Source organism: Salmonella sp. FC25216, assembly GCF_057751355.1.
This window is the reverse complement of record NZ_JBDGON010000003.1, coordinates 130,551-150,118: the sequence shown is the minus strand read 5'-3', so window position 1 is coordinate 150,118 and position 19,568 is coordinate 130,551. Positions and strand designations below refer to the sequence as shown.

At 53.2% G+C, this 19,568-nt stretch carries 16 protein-coding genes; 9 read left to right on the top strand and 7 right to left on the bottom strand.

Features of this window, described 5'->3' with window-relative positions:
- Positions 1–67: 67 nt before the first annotated feature.
- Together fucI and fucP are read right to left on the bottom strand one after the other, a co-directional pair.
- On the bottom strand, positions 68–1,843 hold the full coding sequence (gene fucI / locus AC3G3F_RS06950) for an L-fucose isomerase (protein WP_053509175.1): 1,776 nt from the start codon (positions 1,841–1,843) through the stop codon (positions 68–70).
- Positions 1,844–1,874: 31 nt separating this feature from the next.
- Positions 1,875–3,191 carry an L-fucose:H+ symporter permease gene (fucP, locus tag AC3G3F_RS06945; RefSeq protein WP_053529404.1) on the bottom strand — a complete coding sequence of 439 codons (1,317 nt, stop codon included), beginning with the start codon at positions 3,189–3,191 and terminating at the stop codon, positions 1,875–1,877.
- 555 nt (positions 3,192–3,746) lie between these two features.
- Here fucP and fucA point away from each other — a divergent pair.
- Together fucA and fucO are read left to right on the top strand one after the other, a co-directional pair.
- Positions 3,747–4,394 (top strand): L-fuculose-phosphate aldolase, encoded by a 648-nt coding sequence (fucA, locus tag AC3G3F_RS06940; RefSeq protein ID WP_023249267.1) that lies wholly within the window; start codon positions 3,747–3,749, stop codon positions 4,392–4,394.
- A gap of 16 nt (positions 4,395–4,410) precedes the next feature.
- A complete protein-coding gene (gene fucO, locus AC3G3F_RS06935; RefSeq protein ID WP_070804275.1) occupies positions 4,411–5,559 on the top strand; it encodes a lactaldehyde reductase in 1,149 nt (382 codons plus the stop codon).
- 90 nt (positions 5,560–5,649) lie between these two features.
- On the opposite strand, the gene xni is transcribed toward fucO, so the two are convergent.
- The 5 genes from xni to queF form a co-directional block, all read right to left on the bottom strand.
- Positions 5,650–6,405: a flap endonuclease Xni gene (gene xni, locus AC3G3F_RS06930; RefSeq protein ID WP_023249269.1), complete on the bottom strand. Its 756-nt coding sequence runs from the start codon at positions 6,403–6,405 to the stop codon at positions 5,650–5,652.
- 171 nt (positions 6,406–6,576) lie between these two features.
- A complete protein-coding gene (gene sdaB, locus AC3G3F_RS06925) occupies positions 6,577–7,944 on the bottom strand; it encodes an L-serine ammonia-lyase II (protein ID WP_023249270.1) in 1,368 nt (455 codons plus the stop codon).
- A 58-nt stretch (positions 7,945–8,002) separates the two neighbouring features.
- Positions 8,003–9,292: an HAAAP family serine/threonine permease SdaC gene (gene sdaC / locus AC3G3F_RS06920; RefSeq protein ID WP_023178908.1), complete on the bottom strand. Its 1,290-nt coding sequence runs from the start codon at positions 9,290–9,292 to the stop codon at positions 8,003–8,005.
- A 564-nt stretch (positions 9,293–9,856) separates the two neighbouring features.
- Complete coding sequence (ppnN, locus tag AC3G3F_RS06915) at positions 9,857–11,221, bottom strand: nucleotide 5'-monophosphate nucleosidase PpnN (protein ID WP_023249271.1); 1,365 nt, start codon at positions 11,219–11,221, stop codon at positions 9,857–9,859.
- 113 nt (positions 11,222–11,334) lie between these two features.
- Positions 11,335–12,183: an NADPH-dependent 7-cyano-7-deazaguanine reductase QueF gene (gene queF / locus AC3G3F_RS06910; RefSeq protein ID WP_023249272.1), complete on the bottom strand. Its 849-nt coding sequence runs from the start codon at positions 12,181–12,183 to the stop codon at positions 11,335–11,337.
- Positions 12,184–12,251: 68 nt separating this feature from the next.
- Between queF and syd the strand changes: the two genes are divergently transcribed.
- The 7 genes from syd (at position 12,252) to AC3G3F_RS06875 (ending at position 19,561) form a co-directional block, all read left to right on the top strand.
- Entirely contained in the window at positions 12,252–12,797 is a 546-nt protein-coding gene (gene syd, locus AC3G3F_RS06905; protein ID WP_023249273.1) for a SecY-interacting protein, read from the top strand.
- 613 nt (positions 12,798–13,410) lie between these two features.
- The gene (locus tag AC3G3F_RS06900) at positions 13,411–13,740 is read left to right on the top strand and encodes a YqcC family protein (RefSeq protein WP_088734643.1); all 330 of its coding nucleotides are present in this window, start codon (positions 13,411–13,413) and stop codon (positions 13,738–13,740) included.
- The gene (gene truC / locus AC3G3F_RS06895; RefSeq protein ID WP_053509165.1) at positions 13,740–14,522 is read left to right on the top strand and encodes a tRNA pseudouridine(65) synthase TruC; all 783 of its coding nucleotides are present in this window, start codon (positions 13,740–13,742) and stop codon (positions 14,520–14,522) included. Before AC3G3F_RS06900 ends, truC begins: the two co-directional genes overlap by 1 nt.
- Positions 14,523–14,540: 18 nt before the next feature.
- Positions 14,541–14,990: a flavodoxin gene (locus AC3G3F_RS06890; protein ID WP_023249277.1), complete on the top strand. Its 450-nt coding sequence runs from the start codon at positions 14,541–14,543 to the stop codon at positions 14,988–14,990.
- Between the two features lie 480 nt (positions 14,991–15,470).
- Positions 15,471–16,829, top strand: a complete 1,359-nt coding sequence (gene gudP / locus AC3G3F_RS06885) for a galactarate/glucarate/glycerate transporter GudP (RefSeq protein ID WP_121768173.1) — start codon at positions 15,471–15,473, stop codon at positions 16,827–16,829.
- 171 nt (positions 16,830–17,000) lie between these two features.
- Positions 17,001–18,341 (top strand): glucarate dehydratase, encoded by a 1,341-nt coding sequence (gene gudD, locus AC3G3F_RS06880; RefSeq protein ID WP_001275833.1) that lies wholly within the window; start codon positions 17,001–17,003, stop codon positions 18,339–18,341.
- A gap of 77 nt (positions 18,342–18,418) precedes the next feature.
- On the top strand, positions 18,419–19,561 hold the full coding sequence (locus tag AC3G3F_RS06875) for a glycerate kinase (protein WP_053509161.1): 1,143 nt from the start codon (positions 18,419–18,421) through the stop codon (positions 19,559–19,561).
- Positions 19,562–19,568 lie beyond the last annotated feature (7 nt).

The window sequence follows — 19,568 nt, the reverse complement described above, 5'->3', positions numbered from 1 at the left end:
CTACGCTTGTCGGGCCTACGTGGTGCTGTAGGCCGGATAAGCGCAACGCCATCCGGCATCCGGTGTCTTAACGCTTATACAGCGGGCCATAATTCTGGCAGGCGCGATAATCCTGGCCTTCAATATCCATACCGTGAGCCGCCCAGGCGGAAGGACGGTAGATCTTCGCCTCCTCTACGTTGTGCATACATACCGGGATACGCAGCATCGCGGCGAGAGTAATAAAGTCCGCCCCTACATGGCCGATGGTGAGTACGCCGTGGTTAGCGCCCCAGTTCGCCATCACCGAATAGACATCGGTAAACGGGCCTTTGCCGGTAAGACGCGGCGCAAACCAGGTGGTAGGCCAGGTAGAGTTGGTGCGGGCATCAAGCTGATCGTGCATCGCTTTCGGCAGTTCGACGCTCCAGCCCTCGGCGATTTGCAGTACTGGCCCCAGGCCTTTGATGATATTCACGCGGGTCATAGTGAACGGCACGCCACCTTCGGTCAGGAAACGGGATGAGTAGCCGCCGCCGCGGAAGTATTCGTGAATCGCCGGGCACCATTCGGTGGCCGCCAGACATGCATCCGCCTCTTGTTGGCTGATTTCCCAGTGTGGCTTCATGGTCGGCTTGCCTTCGCTGTCGCGCTGTTTACAGGCACCGTCCAGAGCTGCAGAACCGGAGTTAATCAGGTGAATAATGCCGTGCTCCGCCAGTCCGCTGAGCGCCTGGCCGGTGACGCGTTCTACAGCTTCCGGCGACCAGTAGGTTCGTACGTCGGCGAAAATCTGCGCGGTACCGGTGAGTTGATGGCCAAATAGCATCGCTACGCCGTTCAGACTGTCATTTTCGGTGGCGACGACAAACGGTTCGCGTACGCCGTTCCAGTCAAAAGAGCTGTTGAGCAGCGCTTCGGCGGTATCGCCGTTCGGGTATTGATCGGTCCAGTGGCGCTGGCCCTGGAAGCCGGCGGCAATGGCGTTGTAGCCCAGCGATTCTTCAACTAACCCTTTGTCCGCCAGCGTCTTGTTGCCCTGCATCATGTCGCGAATACACATCGCCATCAGCAGGCTTTCTTTTAGCACCGCGCGGTTCTGGGCTTCATTGCGCTTATACTGCGGGGCGTTCTGATCTTCGCCGTAGCGGAAGTTTTTATCCGCCCACGCCAGCGCCATCTCCAGTTCGGCCTCATCATAAATTTTCTGATCGATACGGCGACGCAGTTCGGTCATATCTACCGCTTGTACCTTCATGCCCAGCCAGGATTCAAAGAAGTTATGATCGACAATGGAACCAGCGATCCCCATCGACACGCCGCCGACGGAGAGGTAGCTTTTGCCTTTCATACTGGCTACCGCTAACCCTGCCCGCGTAAAACGCAGCAGTTTTTCTTCGACGTCGGCGGGAATGGAGGTATCGTCGGCATCCTGCACGTCATGGCCATAAATGGAGAACGCCGGAATGCCTTTCTGGCTGTGCGCCGCCAGCGCCGCGGCAAGGTAAACCGCCCCGGGACGCTCTGTGCCGTTAAAGCCCCAGATGGCTTTCGGACGCATCGGGTCCATATCAATGGTTTCGCTGCCATAGCACCAGCACGGCGTAACGGTAATGGTCACGCCCACGTTCTGGCTGCTGAATTTTTCTTCACAGGCGGCGGATTCCGCCATACCGGCAATACAGGTATCTGCAATGACGCACTCCACCTGTGCCCCGCAGGCGTGGCGGATTTTCTCGGTGATGAGTGCCGCCGTCGCTTTCGCCATATTCATGGTCTGCTCTTCGAGCGACTCGCGTACGCCCATACGACGTCCATCAATCACCGGGCGGATACCGATTTTCGGTAAGCTGATTTTTTTCATGACAGATTCCTCACGTTATTCGGATAAATGTTCAGTTTGTCGCCGCTTGTGAACGGAAACGGGCAAAGATGAAGATGATGGCAAAGCACAATGCCGGAACCAGTTCAGCGGTCGGGATTTTGCCTGCGGCGTCGCTAACGAAGCCCATTACTGGCGTGACAATACCGCCGCCAATGATGGTCATGACGATAAAAGACGAGCCGTACTTAGTGTCCTGTCCCAGATTTTTGATACCCAGCGAGAAGATGGTCGGGTACTGGATTGACATAAATGCGCTACACAACGTCAGCGCCAGCAGGCCGATATGTCCGCCGCTAAAGGCGGAAATCAGACACAGGAGCATGGCAAACAGGGCGTAGGCGGCCAGCACTTTATGCGGCGCGAAGCGGCTGATAAGCCAGGTACCGGTGAAACGGCCGATAAAGAAGCACACCATCGTGCCGGTCAGGTAATTGGCGGCGAAGCCGGGCGTCATTCCTGGGATCTCCTCAATGGCGTAGCGGATCAGATAGCTCCAGCAGGCGGTTTGCGCCCCCACGTAGCAGAACTGCGCCAGCACCGCCCAGCGCCAGTGGCGGATACGGATGAGTCGGGAGAGAGAAGATAAGAAAGAGCTTTGTTTAGCATCGCTGTGATCGTCACTTTGCAGGGCCGGAAATTTGGTCAGCATAATCAGCAGCGCAACTACTAATACGATGGCGACGATAATCATGTATGGCGCTTGTACCGATAACACCAGACTGTGTTTATAGGCGCTAAGCTGATCCGGCGTCATTTTATCAAGCGCTTCCTGTGATTGATGCGGCACGTTAGACAAAATAAGACTTTGCCCAAACACAACGGCGATAATAGCGCCAAAGGAGTTAAAAGTTTGCGCCAGATTAAGCCGAAAATGGCCACCGCTTTCTGGACCCAATACTGTAACAAAAGGGTTGGCCGCAGTTTCAAGACAGCCTAAACCGGCAGCGATGATAAACAGGCCAATTAAAAATAATGTATAATTCATTATTTCGGCGGCAGGCCAGAATAATGCGGCGCCAACAGCATACAAAAAAAGCCCGGTGATAATCCCAGCTTTATAACTGAGTTTTTTCATCAAAATCCCGGCGGGAATTGGAATGACGAAATAACCGAAATAAAAGGCTGATTGAATCAGTCCGGCCTGAAAGTTGGTTAGCGTAAAAGCCTGTTGAAATTGCGGTAGTAAAATGTCATTCAGATTATTGGCGACAGCCCATAGAAAAAATAGCGAGCAAAGTAAGGCGAATGGAATAATGTAGCGCTTGCTCTTGCTTTGCTCTGCATCCACAGCACGAAAACTCTGCGTTTGTATTGTTGTGTTTCCCATAGCATCCTCATTGGTTCAGAAGCTTTTGCGTGCGGTCGGCTCTACTCACCAGACCGTAAAATTAGGTGAGTTCGCTTTTCTTACCGGTAATAAATTGGCGTCCGGAATGAACTCATGGATTCATTTTCAAATAAAAAAGGCCTTTTAATATGATGGTGGTCACATTTATACCTGAGAGCATAGCGTTCTGTGATTATCATCACTTTAATTTCCATAAAAAAATGACCGTTTGAGATGTTTAATTTAAAAAACCACAGGCTGAATGCCCGAATTAAATTATTGCTACGAAAACGGGCAGGTGTAACTTATTCTTCATATTTGCCCGTTTTAAAAAATATTATTAATAGCGGGCATTTATTGACGATTGAAACGGTAGTCGTCTGGTTTATCGTGGCGGATTAATTGATGTGTATCACAAAATATCGTCATTTAAATTCCCTTCTCTTTATTCAGTATGATGATAGTTGCTAACTATTCGATTATTTCAACTGGACAGCAGCGTGATGCAGAAGGCGGTTTTGTTGTCTCATTTTGAATCACAGAGAGAGGTAAATAATGGAACGAAATAGACTGGCGCGGCAGATTATTGATACCTGTCTGGAAATGACGCGGTTAGGGTTAAACCAGGGGACGGCGGGTAACGTGAGCGTACGTTATCAGGGCGGAATGCTGATTACGCCGACGGGGCTCCCCTACGAGAAGCTGACAGAGTCGCACATTGTCTTTATTGATGCTGACGGTCAGCATGAGCAGGGCAAACTGCCTTCCAGCGAGTGGCGTTTTCATATGGCGGCATACCAGACTCGCCCTGACGCCAATGCTGTGGTACATAACCACGCTGTTCATTGTACGGCAGTCTCGATCCTGAATCGCCCGATTCCGGCGATTCACTACATGATTGCCGCCGCGGGTGGGAACTCTATTCCCTGCGCGCCCTACGCCACCTTTGGCACCCGCGAACTTTCTGACCATGTTGCCGTGGCGCTTAAAAATCGTAAAGCGACGCTGCTACAGCATCACGGGCTTATCGCTTGTGAAGAAAATTTAGACAAAGCGTTGTGGCTGGCGCATGAAGTGGAAGTGCTGGCGCAGCTCTATTTAAGTACGCTGGCAATTGTCGATCCGGTACCGGTACTGGATGACGAGGCGATCGCTATCGTGCTGGAGAAATTTAAAACTTACGGGTTACGTATTGAAGAGTGATGTCAGGAGACAGGCTATGGCGAACAGAATGATTCTGAATGAAACGGCATGGTTTGGCCGGGGAGCGGTGGACGCATTAACCGATGAGGTGACGCGCCGCGGTTATCATAAGGCACTGATTGTTACGGATAAAACGCTGGTAAAATGCGGTGTGGTCGATAAGGTGACAAGCAGAATGGATGCCGCAGGGCTGGCGTGGGAGATCTATGCAGGCGTGATCCCTAATCCTACGATTTCTGTTGTCCAGGAAGGGCTTAAGTTCTTTACCCAAAGCGGCGCGGACTATCTCATCGCCATTGGCGGCGGTTCTCCGCAGGATACCTGCAAAGCGATCGGTATTATCAGTAACAATCCAGAATTTGCCGATGTGCGCAGTCTGGAAGGGCTATCACCGACCCGTAAACCCAGCGTGCCGATTATGGCGATTCCGACAACGGCGGGAACCGCGGCGGAAGTCACTATCAATTATGTGATTACCGATGAAGAGAAACGGCGCAAATTCGTTTGTGTCGATCCGCATGATATTCCGCAGGCGGCATTTATCGATGCTGATATGATGGACGGTATGCCGCCCGCGCTGAAAGCGGCAACGGGCGTGGATGCCCTGACCCATGCTATTGAAGGCTATATTACCCGGGCCGCATGGGCGCTGACGGATGCATTGCATATCAAAGCTATTGAAATGATTGCTGGCGCGCTGCGCGGCGCTGTTGCCGGAGAAAAAGAGGCCGGTGAGGCGATGGCGCTGGGGCAATACGTTGCCGGGATGGGGTTTTCCAATGTGGGGCTGGGGCTGGTGCATGGGATGGCGCATCCGCTGGGGGCGTTTTACAACACGCCGCACGGCGTTGCGAATGCTATTTTGCTTCCGCATGTGATGCGTTTCAATGCCGGACATACCAACGAGAAATTCCGTGATATTGCCCGGGCGATGGGGGTGAAGGTAGAAGGATTGAGCCTTGAAGAGGCACGCAATGCCGCCGTGGAAGCCGTATTTACGCTAAATCGCGATGTGGGAATTCCGCTGCATTTGCGTGATGTCGGCGTTCGAAAAGAGGATATCCCGGCGCTGGCGCAGGCGGCGTTCGATGATGTCTGTACTGGCGGCAATCCGCGTGAAGCGAGTCTGGCGGACATTGTCGAACTGTACCATATCGCCTGGTAATTTTGCCGGATGGTGGCGTGACGCCTTATCCAGCCTACAGAATGGCACGAAATGTAAGCCGGATAAGCACAGCGCCATCCGGCAACATTGTTACCGCACCAGCCGTAGCTGCTGTAAGTTTCCGTCAATATGTAAATCGGTTTGCAGACGTGCAATATCGCGGCAGAGAAATGCCATTTCTTTATGCGTCTCAAGCTTTTTGCGCCACTTTTCCGGCATCTCATCCAGGTGGGCGTAAATTCCCTCCAGATTTTGAAACTGAATCAACAACTGGGTCGCGCTTTTGGGGCCGATACCGGCAACGCCGGGGACTTTCGAACTGCTGATTCCTGCCAGACCCCAGTAATCCGGCAACTGCCGGGGAAGTACGCCAAACTCTTTTTCAATAAACGGCGCGTCCAGCCAGCGTTTCTGGAAGTAGTCGCGAATGCGCAATCCCGGAGAGAGTAACTGGCAATAGCCTTTATCAGTTGACACAATGGTTGCCTGGTGTCCGGCTTCGGTAACTTTTAGCGCCAGCGTCGCCGCCAGATCGTCCGCTTCGTTACCGTCTGATGCCCAACAGCGCACGCCGCGCTGTTCAAACGCGGCGCGTAGGGCGGGCATTTCATTATGTAAATCGTCAGGCATCGGCGGACGTCCTGCTTTGTAGTCCGGCAAACGCTGATGACGCCAGCCGCTGCTGCGCGCGTCGTCATCAAAGACCGCTACGGCATGGGTTGGCTGGCTGTGGATAATCAATTGATCGAGCGCGTGTTGGCAGGTTTCCACACAGGGCGATCCCTGAACGGCGTGAATACGGCGAATCAAATTGAGTGCGTCGACGATAAGCAGATGAGCAGCCACGGTGTTCTCCCTTACAAACCTGCGCGTAGGGTAACACTGGCGGAGAGACGAGGCTAATGTCAGGCATCAACATTTTACCGGATGGCACCGCGCTGCGGCTTATCCGGTCTACAAATGACACCCGTAGTGTAGGCCCGGTAAGCGTCAGCGCCACCGGGCAATGAGAAACGACTAATCGCAGGTAACGATCTTCATCGCCAGGCCGCCGCGCGAAGTTTCGCGGTACTTAGCGTTCATGTCTTTACCGGTTTCGTACATGGTCTCAATCACTTTATCGAGGCATACGCGCGGTTCGCTGGTACGGCGCAGCGCCATACGCGCGGCGTTGACCGCTTTGACTGAGGCAATCGCGTTACGCTCAATGCAGGGAACCTGTACCTGACCGGCAACCGGATCGCAAGTTAACCCCAGATTATGCTCCATAGCGATTTCTGCGGCGATACACACCTGGGCCGGACTACCGCCCAGCAGCTCGGCCAGACCCGCTGCCGCCATGGAACAGGCTACGCCGACCTCTCCCTGACAACCCACTTCGGCGCCGGAAATAGAGGCGTTCATCTTATACAGCGAGCCAATCGCGCTGGCGACCAGCATATAGCGAGCAAGCGAGTTAGCATTTACTTCGCGGATAAACTTGTCATAGTACGCCAGCACCGCCGGAACAATACCACATGCGCCGTTAGTCGGCGCGGTGACCACTCGTCCGCCTGCGGCATTCTCTTCGTTCACCGCCAGCGCGAACATATTGATCCAGTCAACGACCGCCATCGGATCAGTGGTGGTCTTATCCTGACTGACCAGCATTCGACGCAGCGCCGCCGCGCGACGCGGAACGCGCAGTTTACCCGGCAATACGCCCTCGGTGGTGATACCGCGCTCAATACCGCTGCGCATTACCTCCCAGACCCTGGCGAAGTGCTGCTCCAGCGCTTCTTTACTGTGCAGGGCCAGTTCGTTTTGCATCATCAGACCAGAGAGCGACAGGCCCGTCTCCTGACAGTGACGCTGTAAATCTGCGGCGGTTTTGTAAGGGTACGGTACGTTGACGGGTTCGCTATTCGACAAACCAAAGTGTTCTTCATCGACGATAAAGCCCCCGCCAATGGAGTAGTAGGTTTGGCTGTAGAGAACCTTATCGCCCGCCAGCGCGGTAATACGCATCCCGTTCTCATGCAGAGACAGGTTGTCGGCGTGGAAATTCATGCACTTATCGACCGGAAATTCGACTTCATGCTGCCCATTGGCCAGTAGTAAACGCCCGTGGGTGTTCACATCCTGGATAAAGGACGGAATGGCGTCGATATCGACGGTGTCCGGCAGATTCCCCGCCAGGCCCATGATAATGGCGATATCGGTGTGGTGGCCTTTACCCGTCAATGACAGAGAGCCGTAGACATCCACCACTACGCGGGTGATATCCGTAAGAATATGGCGGGCAATCAGATCGTCCGTGAACTGCTTGCCAGCTTTCATTGGTCCGACGGTGTGAGAACTGGAAGGGCCAATGCCGATTTTAAAAATATCGAATACGCTAATCATAGGGCATCCATTGCGGTTGTATCATAGAGAAGCGCCGCGGTAAGCGGCGCTAAAGGACTTAGCTGAACAGCGAGTAGAAAATAGCGGAGATGGCAATCAGGCCCATAATCACAACGAATACGTTGCTGATATGACCGCTGTACTTACGCATTGCCGGTACTTTCTGGATGGCATACATCGGCATCAGGAACAGAATCATCGCGATGATCGGGCCGCCCAGGGTTTCAATCATGCCCAGGATGCTGGGGTTCAGCGTAGCCACAATCCAGGTGGTGACCAGCATAAACAGTGCGGTAATTTTGTTCAGTTTGTTGATTTCGATGGATTTACCTTTACCACGCAGCGATTTAATCACCATCCCGTTAAAGCCTTCACGCGCGCCCAGGTAGTGGCCGAGGAAGGATTTGGTGATAGCAATCATCGCAATAATCGGCGCCATCCAGGCGATGATCGGCGCGTTAAAGTGGTTCGCCAGGTAAGACAGAATAGAAATGTTCTGCTCTTTTGCCGCCGCCAGATCTGCCGGCGTCAGGCTCAGCACGCAGCTGAAGACGAAGAACATCACGGTCAGCACCATCATGATGTGGGCGAAGGCCAGAATTTTAGAACATTTCTTCTCAGCGCCTTCACCGTACTCTTCACGCTTCGCCACCGCGAAGGAGGAGATGATCGGGGAGTGGTTGAAAGAGAAGACCATCACTGGAATCGCCAGCCACAGCGTCATCCACAGACCGTTGCCGGTAGACGCGGCAGAATCAAAGGACAGCGTTTCCAGCGCCGCGCCGCTCCACTGCGGGATCAGGTACAAGGCCAGCAGCATCAGCGCGGCAACGAACGGGAATACCAGGATACTCATCGCCTTAACGATCATCTGCTCGCCGAAGCGCACGATGGTCATCATGCCGACAATCAGGATCAGGGAAAGAATCGCACGCGGCGGCGGATTAATCGCTAACTGATGGGTCAGGAAGCTTTCCACGGTATTAGTAATAGCCACGCTGTAAACCAGCAGGATAGGGTAAATCGCGAAGAAGTAGAGCAGGGTAATCAGTTTACCTGCGCCGATGCCGAAGTGTTCCTCAACGACTTCAGTGATGTCTTCGCCCGGATTTTTACCGGACAGCACGAAGCGGGTTAAACCACGGTGTGCGAAAAAGGTCATCGGGAAAGCGAGAATCGCCATGATGATGAGCGGAATCATGCCGCCGACGCCTGCGTTGATTGGCAGGAACAGAACGCCCGCGCCGATAGCCGTGCCGTAAAGGCCCAGCATCCACATGGTATCTGTTTTGCGCCATGCGCTTCGAGAGTCAATCGAAGCAATAGTGCTGGTCTGAGTGGTTTCCATCTATTTCTCCTGGAGGATGCTAAAAATCAGGTTGCTGGTCTAATCCAATGAAAAAAGACCTGATCGTAAAATGAAATCTGCTTAGGGACGCTTTTTATATAATTTTTCGCCGTAATAATTTTCGGGCGGAAAGATACATTTAAGTGATGAATGTATCAGTGATCGCGATCTCAAATGCAATAATCCGCTTTTTATGTGGATAAATTTGGACCATTAATCTATTAAAAAAACGTCATAACGAATTTCCGGGCGCGAAGGCTACCATTAACGATATAAGGCCGGAAAGATTGGGGCGCAAGATACGGAGGTTCCGCTATAAAAATCAATGTTTTTAGTGGATTCTGGTGGCGAATAAGCGTTTAGACCGATAAATCACGGTAAGAGGAGTGAGGAAAACGTTTGCCTGGCAATCTATTTATGGCGAATCATAAATGGTGTTTATAAAATAATGCGGGCTATGCCTCTGATGACAATCATAAAAAATGAAGGCATACGTCGGTCGCCATACCGCAATGAAAGGAATGGGAGAAACGCCCGGCTGTTGTCAGCAACCGGGCATAAGCATTAAGCGCAGATCTCGTAACAGGGGATGTAGGCGGAACCCGGCAATTTCATACGATGCTGCGCGACGAATCCCTGAAGCAGATCGTCCATGCGACGCATCATCTCTCGATCGCCGTGGATTTTATACGGACCATTAGCTTCAATGGCGCGTATCCCCACCTCCTTCACGTTCCCCGCGACAATGCCGGAGAAGGCGCGCCGCAGATCGGCCGCCAGAATCTCAACCGGCTGATCCGGGTACAGTTTCAGGTTGGCCATATTGTCATGTGACGGCTCAAACGGCACCTGAAGATCCGGTGAAATACGAATCGACCAGTTAAAGCTATAGGCGTCGCCGGTATCGCGGCGATTTTCTTTCACCAGCGGCATCGCTTTCTTCATCAGCCGCGCCACCTCCGCCGCATCGTCAATGATGATGCGGTAATGACGGCGGGCCGCTTCGCCCAGCGTATGGGTAATAAACTCATCCAGAACGCGGAAGTAATCGGCGCTCTCTTTTGGTCCAGTCAGGATCAGCGGCAGCACCTGATTTTTATTGGCCGGATTCATCAAAATACCCAGCAAATAGAGCAGTTCTTCCGCCGTACCTACGCCGCCCGGGAAGATGATGATACCGTGTGCGATACGGACGAACGCTTCCAGGCGTTTTTCGATATCCGGCATGATAATCAGTTCGTTCACCAGCGGGTTAGGCGGTTCAGCCGCAATAATGGAAGGTTCAGTCATGCCGATAAAGCGGCTGTCTTTATAACGTTGTTGCGCGTGACCGACCGCCGCGCCCTTCATGGGGGCTTCCATCGCGCCCGGGCCGCAGCCGGTACAGATGTTCAGCTCGCGTAATCCCAACTGCGTGCCGACGCGACGGGCATACAGGTACTCGTTTTCGTTAATTGAGTGGCCGCCCCAGCATACCACCATGTTTGGCGCTTCGCCGACGTGCAGCGCCCGGGCGTTGCGCAGAATGGAGAACACCAGATTGGTGATATGTGCTGAGCTTTCAAGATCCAGATGCTGGAAACGCCCGGCATTATGGATCTGCCCATTCACAAAGAGAATGTCGCGCAGCACCGCGAACAGGTTAGCCTGTAGCGCACGAATAATCCGTCCGTCAACAAAGGCGTCTTCAGGCGGATTAATCAATTCCAGCTTCACGCCGCGCTCGCGGCGCAGTACGTTGATATCGAAACTTTCAAAGCGGGACAGCAGCTCTTTGCTGTTGTCAGTCAGGCTGCCGGAGTTAAGAACGGCAAGTGAACAGTTACGAAACAGTTGATACAGGTCGCTACTGGCCGTGCGTTTCAGCATGTCCACTTCCAGTTGCGACAGCATATCCATTGAGCCAAGCGGGCTAATATGTGTAATCAAGTAAACTCCTTATGGGACGCAACACGCCATTCCCCGTTGATTACAATAGCCCTGGCTGATGATCTTTCACAACCTTACATGCGCAATCCGGCACGCAAAATTGACAAAAAAGATTACTGACGCGCCAGCCTGCCCGTGGCGGGCACAAAATCGGTATTGCTGCGCCATGGATTAATGTCCAGCCCGCCGCGGCGGGTATAGCGCGCATAAACGCTTAGCGTTTCCGGCTGGCAGAAGTGCAGAATGTCATTGAAAATGCGTTCTACGCACTGCTCGTGAAATTCATTATGGTGACGGAATGAGACCAGATAGCGCAGCAGTTTTTCCCTGTCGATTTTGCGTCCGCGGTACTGAATTTGTATCGAGCCCCAGTCCGGTTGGTGGGTGATCAGGCAGTTAGATTTTAACAGATGACTGACCAGCGTCTCTTCCACTCTCTTCTCGCCGCTGACCGCATGTTGCAGATAGTCGGTAGTAAACTGGTAGTTGTCGATACTGATATCCTGATCGTCAATACAGGCGCCGTGGAAATGGGCGACAGGCTGTCCTTCCAGCTCATTAAGACGATGAAGCCTCACGCTAACGTTGCCCTGCGCGCAGGCACGCAGATCGCGTTCCAGCGTCTGGCGCACCGTCTCCCAGGTGTCAAAGCGCGTCTGGTTAAAGCTGTTCAGATACAGTTTAAAGCTTTTGGATTCAATTAAATTAACGCTGGTGTAATCCAGTTCGACATGCCCGACTGCGACCTGAGGAAGACCATGGCTGTTAAGCCAGGAAAGTTCATATAACGTCCAGATATCCGCGCCGTGGAACGGCAGATTATCGGCTTTTAATCCGAGCGGGTCGCGATTTAAACTGCGCGGCACGCCCTGCAGCAGGCTGGCGTCGTAATTGTCCCGATAATCCGTTGATTTTCCGAGAGTCAGGCCATCGAGAGCCTGATGATTTTCATAAGAAGACATGTTTCACCGTCATAAACCAGATACACTATACGCCAAGTGTATCCTGGCTTTTATGAAGAGAGAAACTGGTGGACGAACTGACAGCGCAGGCGTTGAAAGCCTTTACGACGCGTTACTGCGACGCGTGGCAAGAAAAACACGATAGCTGGCCGTTGAGCGAAGAACTGTATGGCGTACCTTCCCCGTGCATTATTTCTTCAACCCGCGATGCCGTTTACTGGCAGCCGCAACCTTTTGAAGGCGAAGAAAATGTAAACGCGGTTGAACGCGCCTTTGATATTGTGGTACAACCTGCGCTCCACGCATTTTACACCACGCAGTTTGCTGGCGACATGCCCGCGCAGTTTGCGGATGAAAAGCTCACGCTACTGCAAACCTGGAGTCAGGATGACTTTCGGCGCGTACAGGAAAATCTGATAGGCCATCTGGTCACGCAAAAGCGGCTCAAGCTTTCTCCCACGCTTTTTATTGCGACGCAGGAAAATGAGCTTGAGGTTATCTCGGTCTGTAATCTGTCCGGCGAGGTGATTAAAGAAACGCTGGGCACCCGCAATCGTACCGTCCTTGCCGCAACGCTTGCGGAATTTCTTACGCAACTTAATCCTCTTCTGTAATCGTTTGCCCTAACAAGTGTGAGAGATCTCTTACAAGGTCTGTAGGAGATCGCCAGGATATCAGCGAATACATGGCCTCCTCTTTCTTATGTAAGTCTATATAAATCAATATATTAAAATGTTATTGAGCGCTTTCATATGAAAATTTACTTAAGGTATTGTCTGTAAGCGTCTTGTAAGACAAGGTGAAACAGGCGATTCTATCTTCGTCGACAGGGAGTCGTACACCGAAGTGAACGTCAGGATGATGACGCTTCAGCAGGACACGCCAGGATGGTGTTACAAGGAAAGGCTTCAGGATGAAGCAAAGTGGAAAGCGCAGGATGCGTTAAAGGACACCTCCAGGACGGAGAACGAGAGCCGATGAGGATGTTCGGCGGGTATGGATGACCAGGGACGCTTCAGGATGAAGCTATCACATCGGGGCGATGTGCGCAGGATGCAAACGTTCAGGATGAGCAGGCCGTAAGGTCACAGGAAAAGTTGTCACGGATGAGCAGGGAGCACGAAAAGTAGCTGGAATGCTGCGAAACGAACCGGGAGCACTGTTTACACAGTGCTCCCTTTTTTTTGTTATTCTTCGCGCCAGATTTTCATCATTGAGGTTTTTAACATGACGACTCATGACCGTGTGCGTCAGCAGTTACATGCGCTTGAAACGCTGCTGCGCGAGCATCACCACTGGCGGCTGGATGCGCCGCAGGCGCACCTGTTTACCAGCACGCAGCCATTTTATATGGATACCATGGCACCGCTGGAATGGTTGCAATGGGTATTGATCCCGCGTATGCATACCCTACTTGATAATGCGCAGCCGCTGCCCGAGGCGTTTGCCATCGCCCCTTATTACGAAATGGCGCTGGCGGCGGATCATCCGCAGCGGGAGGCGATCCTGGCGGTTTTGCAGGATCTGGATGCGCTATTCACCCGCGATAAATCCTGATGCTGGAGATCCTCTATCAAGACCCGTGGCTGGTTGCCGTGAATAAACCTGCAGGCTGGCTTGTTCACCGGAGCTGGCTGGATCGCGACGAAAAAGTTGTGGTTATGCAAACGGTACGCGACCAAATTGGCCAGCATGTTTTTACCGCTCATCGTCTCGACAGACCCACGTCGGGCGTACTGTTGATGGGGCTGTCCAGCGAAGCGGGACGCCGCCTGGCGCAGCAGTTCGAACAGCACCACATCCGTAAACGCTACCATGCCATTGTGCGCGGCTGGCTGATGGATGACGCGGTACTGGATTATCCGCTGGTGGAAGAGCGCGATAAAATTGCCGATAAATTCGCCCGGGAGGATAAAGCGCCCCAGCCGGCTGTAACGCAGTATCGCGGACTGGCGACGGTCGAAATGGCGGTGCCGACCGGACGTTATCCCACCACGCGTTATGGTCTGGTTGAACTGGAGCCGAAAACGGGACGCAAACACCAGCTCCGTCGTCATCTGGCGCATCTGCGCCATCCTATCATCGGCGACAGTAAACACGGTGATTTGCGACAAAACCGCAGCGCGGCGGAACATTTTGCCTGTCGTCGCCTGATGCTTCATGCCAGCCGACTTGAACTGACGCATCCCTTCACCGGGCAGCCGTTGATGATTCAGGCCGGGTTGGATGAAACCTGGATGCAGGCGCTGACACAGTTTGGCTGGCGGGGACTTCTCCCTGACAATGAAAGGGTTGAGTTTACGGCGGCGTCCCGGCAGGATGAGTCTCATCAGGCATAATTCAGGGAGATACGCATAATGGCGGAAATTGGTATTTTTGTCGGGACCATGTATGGCAACTCACTGCTGGTGGCGGAAGAAGCGGAAGCGATCCTCGCCAGACAGGGCCACAGCGCGACCGTGTTTGAAGATCCTGAACTGTCCGACTGGCAGCAATATCAGGACAAGGTTGCGCTGGTGGTCACCTCGACGACCGGGCAGGGCGATCTACCGGACAGCATTGCGCCGCTCTTTCACGGCATTAAAGATACGTTAGGTTTTCAACCAAACCTGCGTTACGGGGTGATTGCGTTAGGTGATAGCAGCTACCCCAATTTCTGTAATGGCGGCAAACAGTTTGATGCCCTGCTGCAGGAGCAAAGCGCGCGACGGGTGGGGGAGATGTTATTAATTGATGCCAGCGAACATCCGGAGCCGGAGAGCCAATCCAATCCCTGGGTTGAACACTGGGGAACCTTACTTTCCTGAGGTAAATCCCTCCCCCTACGGGAGGGTACCTTTTTGTTTGCTTGCGTTGCCAGTAAGCAAAATAACGACCTGTACACAGTGTAAAGAAACTGAATCGTGTTAGCTTTGTGCATATACCCGCAAAAGCGGCAGTTTTTTACGGGCGTTTTCATGTAATCAAGCGACCTGTTTCACATTCTTCTCTTTTTATCCCTCCTGCGTTGGCGCCTGACGCCTTCTGATTTCATTTCCGTGAAGTGGCTTCCACTGTCCTGGGCTTTTGCCATAAACAGGCGTAATTCATCGCCAAAATACTGTGTTGTTGCACGGTGAGTGTGTGTGGCGCGCTTTTTATACTTCTCCTGCCAGTGAATAAAAGCATGCAGCGTGCAAAGCAAACGACCTAATAAAGGCTGCAACAAGGAAACGTTATCTCTGATTCCCTACCGGTTGTGCAATTCAGAGTGAGCGTAGCTAACGCGAAATTTCAGGAGTGCAACAATGAGTTCATTAAGCCACGCGGCGAGCGGTGCGGAGAAACGCACGAACGCCCGCTACTGGATAGTGGTGATGCTGTTTATCGTCACATCCTTCAACTACGGCGACCGCGCCACATTGTCCATTGCCGGCTCAGAAATGGCTAAAGATATCGGTCTTGACCCGGTAGGCATGGGCTACGTTTTCTCTGCGTTTTCATGGGCCTATGTTATCGGGCAGATCCCGGGCGGCTGGCTGCTGGACCGCTTTGGTTCCAAACGCGTCTATTTCTGGTCTATTTTCATCTGGTCAGTCTTCACCCTGTTGCAGGGTTTTGTCGATATCTTTAGCGGTTTCGGCATTGTTGTCGCCCTCTTTACGCTTCGTTTCATGGTCGGTCTGGCGGAATCGCCTTCTTTCCCGGGCAACAGTCGCATCGTTGCAGCCTGGTTCCCGGCGCAGGAGAGGGGAACGGCGGTGGCCATCTTTAACTCCGCGCAATACTTCGCCACGGTTATTTTCGCGCCAATTATGGGTTGGCTGACGCACGAAGTGGGCTGGTCGCATGTCTTCTTCTTTATGGGCGGGTTAGGAATCATCATTAGCTTTATCTGGATGAAAGTTATCCATGAACCGAATAACCATCCGGGCGTAAACAAGAAAGAGCTGGAGTACATCGCAGAAGGTGGCGCGCTGATCAACATGGATCAGAAAGATACGAAAGCGAAAGTACCGTTTAGCGTCAAATGGGGCCAGATCAAACAGTTGCTGGGCTCTCGTATGATGATTGGCGTCTACATCGGTCAGTACTGTATTAACGCCCTGACTTACTTCTTTATTACCTGGTTCCCGGTCTATTTGGTCCAGGCGCGCGGCATGTCGATTCTCAAAGCGGGCTTTGTCGCCTCGGTTCCTGCGGTCTGCGGCTTTGTCGGCGGCGTGCTGGGCGGCATTATTTCCGACTGGCTGATGCGTCGTACTGGCTCCCTGAATATCGCGCGCAAGACGCCGATTGTACTGGGGATGTTGCTGTCAATGGTTATGGTGTTCTGTAACTATGTGAACGTGGAATGGATGATCATCGGCTTTATGGCGCTGGCTTTCTTCGGTAAAGGTATCGGTGCGTTGGGCTGGGCCGTGATGGCGGATACCGCGCCGAAAGAGATCAGCGGTCTTTCCGGCGGCTTGTTTAATATGTTCGGCAATATTTCCGGTATTGTGACGCCAATCGCGATTGGTTACATCGTTGGCACCACCGGTTCCTTCAACGGCGCTTTGATCTATGTCGGCGTTCATGCCCTGGTAGCCATCATCAGCTATCTGGTGCTGGTCGGCGATATTAAGCGTATTGAACTGAAATTTGTCGCAGGACAATTATCATGACAACGCAATCCAGTCCCGTTATTACGGACATGACAGTATGCTACTCAACATGGCGTGAAATGGGACACGCGGTGATGCTCAACGCAGTATGCAGTACCTGATCCCTGGCTGGACTTTTGATCGCAAACGCCCTGTTTTTGGTCGTCACTAATTCTGAATAAGGACTTGATTATGAGCGCACAATTTACGACGCCTGTGGTTACTTCAATGCAGGTTATCCCGGTCGCAGGCCATGACAGTATGCTGATGAACCTGAGCGGCGCGCACGCTCCCTTCTTTACGCGAAATATTGTCATTATTAAAGATAACTCCGGGCACACCGGGGTCGGCGAGATCCCGGGCGGCGAAAAAATTCGCAAAACGCTGGAAGATGCGATCCCACTGGTGGTGGGAAAAACGCTGGGTGAATATAAAAATGTCCTGACCGCCGTTCGTAACCAGTTTGCCGATCGCGATGCGGGCGGACGCGGTTTACAAACATTCGATCTCCGTACCACTATCCATGTGGTGACTGGCATTGAAGCGGCAATGCTTGACCTTCTGGGCCAACACCTTGGCGTCAACGTCGCTTCGCTGTTAGGCGACGGTCAGCAGCGCAGCGAAGTCGAAATGCTGGGTTATCTGTTCTTTGTCGGCAATCGCAAGGCCACGCCGCTACCGTATCAGAGCCAGCCGGATGAGCAATGCGACTGGTATCGCCTGCGTCATGAAGAAGCGATGACGCCGGAAACGGTAGTGCGTCTGGCAGAAGCCGCCTATGAAAAATATGGCTTCAACGACTTTAAACTGAAAGGCGGCGTGCTGGCGGGCGAAGAAGAGGCCGAGTCAATCGTGGCGCTGGCGAAACGCTTCCCGAACGCGCGCGTGACGCTTGATCCGAATGGCGCGTGGTCTCTCAATGAAGCGATCAACATCGGTCGTTATCTGAAAGGATCGCTGGCCTATGCGGAAGATCCTTGCGGCGCGGAACAGGGCTTCTCCGGACGCGAAGTGATGGCGGAGTTCCGTCGCGCCACCGGCCTGCCGACGGCGACCAATATGATTGCTACCGACTGGCGTCAGATGGGGCATACGCTATCGCTACAATCTGTAGATATCCCGCTGGCGGACCCGCACTTCTGGACTATGCAAGGCTCTGTACGCGTGGCGCAAATGTGTCATGAGTTCGGCCTGACCTGGGGCTCCCACTCTAATAACCACTTTGATATTTCGTTGGCGATGTTTACCCACGTTGCGGCGGCGGCGCCGGGCAAGATCACCGCGATCGATACCCACTGGATCTGGCAGGAAGGTAATCAGCGTCTGACTAAAGAGCCGTTTGAAATTAAAGGCGGTATGGTGCAAGTACCGACCAAACCGGGGCTGGGCGTTGAGCTCGATATGGATCAGGTGATGAAGGCGCATGAGCTCTATCAAAAGCATGGCTTAGGCGCGCGTGACGACGCGATGGGAATGCAGTACTTAATTCCAGGCTGGACGTTTGATAATAAGCGCCCTTGTATGGTGCGTTAAGTCAGAGTCGGTTTCGTAAGGGGCCGGTACTTCTCTGGGTGTATGCTTAACAGGAGCAACATGCATAAGGGCGACTTATGAAAATAGTGATCGCACCAGACTCGTATAAAGAAAGTTTGAGTGCTCTTGAGGTAGCGACCGCCATTGAACAAGGATTTCGCGAGATCTGGCCTGACGCGGATTACCTGAAACTACCGCTGGCGGATGGCGGGGAAGGTACTGTCGAAGCGATGGTCGAAGCGACGGCGGGGCGAATCGTGCATGTTGATGTCACCGGGCCGTTGGGGCATCGCGTCAATGCGTTTTATGGGCTTTCCGGCGATGCGCGTTCCGCGTTCATTGAAATGGCGGCCGCCAGCGGGCTGGAGCAGGTACCTCCCGCGCAGCGCGATCCGCTGAAAACCACGTCATGGGGAACCGGCGAGCTGATCCGTCATGCGCTGGATGCGGGCGTTGAGCATATCATTATCGGTATCGGCGGTAGCGCCACCAACGACGGTGGCGCGGGGATGGTGCAGGCGCTGGGGGCCAGGCTACGGGATGCGCAGGGCAATGATATTGCGCAAGGCGGCATTGGGCTGGAAACACTCGCCAACATTGATATCAGCGGTCTGGATAAGCGTTTGTCGGCGTGTCGTATAGACGTCGCCTGCGATGTGACGAACCCCCTGACCGGCAAAGAGGGCGCTTCTGCGGTTTTTGGTCCGCAAAAAGGGGCGACGCCGGAGATGATTGAACGTCTGGATACGGCATTGATTCGCTATGCGCATTTGATTGCCCGCGATCTGCATGTTGATGTGTTGGATCTGGCAGGCGGCGGAGCGGCTGGCGGCATGGGAGCGGCGTTATACGCGTTTTGCGGCGCGCAGCTACGGCGTGGCATTGAGATTGTCACCGATGCACTTCATCTGGAAGAATGCCTTGCGGATGCTGATTTAGTCATCACCGGCGAGGGACGCATCGACAGCCAGACCATTCACGGTAAAGTACCCATTGGCGTGGCAAACATCGCCAAACGGCATAACAAACCGGTAATTGGTATTGCGGGTAGCCTGACGGCGGATGTTGGCGTGGTTCATGAACATGGACTTGATGCCGTTTTCAGCGTGATTTATACCATCTGCACGCTGGAGGACGCTCTGGAGAATGCCGCCGAAAATGTGCGTATGACTGCGCGAAACGTGGCCGCTACGCTGAAGATAGGGCCGCTTTTACGCTAAAGCCAAA